Origin of the sequence: Parapedobacter lycopersici, assembly GCF_024643285.1 — a bacterium.
Taxonomy (GTDB): Bacteria; Bacteroidota; Bacteroidia; order Sphingobacteriales; family Sphingobacteriaceae; genus Parapedobacter; species Parapedobacter lycopersici.
In genome coordinates this window covers 1-718 of the sequence record NZ_JAMSLW010000015.1, presented here as the reverse complement: position 1 = coordinate 718, position 718 = coordinate 1, and the positions used below count along the sequence as shown (strand labels likewise).

Annotated in this window: 1 protein-coding gene; it reads left to right on the top strand. The window is 52.4% G+C overall.

Annotation, left to right across the window (positions count from 1 at the left end; translation table 11 throughout):
* Window positions 1–621, top strand: a 621-nt coding sequence (locus NEV57_RS15670; RefSeq protein ID WP_257659292.1) for a FecR family protein, incomplete at its 5' end; no start/stop codon positions are given.
* Window positions 622–718: the final 97 nt, after the last annotated feature.

The window sequence follows — 718 nt, the reverse complement described above, 5'->3', positions numbered from 1 at the left end:
CGGCTGGTATACGACGGGACGCTTGAGACGGGGAGCACGCGGAATGTCCGTCTGGAGGGGGAGGCCTACTTTGACGTTACGCGTAACCGGAACCGTCCGTTTGTGATCACGACGGACCGGATTTCGATCCGGGTGCTTGGCACGACGTTCAACGTTAAGGCTTACCCGGATGATGCGCGGACGGAGGCAACGCTGATCAGCGGGGAGATCGAGTTATCGGTGAAGGACCGTCCGAACGAGAAGATATTGATGAAGCCGAATGAGAAGGTTGCGGTGGTTGACCATCCGCAGGTTCCTGGGCTGATGGGTTCATCGGATGAGAAGCGGCTGACGCTGACGATCGGGAACCTGTCGAAGGTTCAGGTTGCGGACCGGGAATACATCCGGGAGACGTCGTGGATCAACAACAAGCTGGTGTTCAAGGACGAGACGATGGAGGAGATCGTTCCGAAGCTGGAGCGGTGGTATGACGTTGATATTTCGCTCCGTGACACGCGTGTGAAGGGTTACCGTTACACGGCCACGATTACCGAGGAGGACATCGGGGAGGTACTGGAAGCCATGCAGTTAATCAAATCGTTTCACTTTAAAGTAGACAGCAATGACGTGATTATTTATTAAAAAAAATGGAAAGTGCGCCAACACTTCCCATCCAAACCATCAATGGGTAAGGTACCCTTATCCGATTTTCTAACAATAAAAACCAAAGTTATGAAAA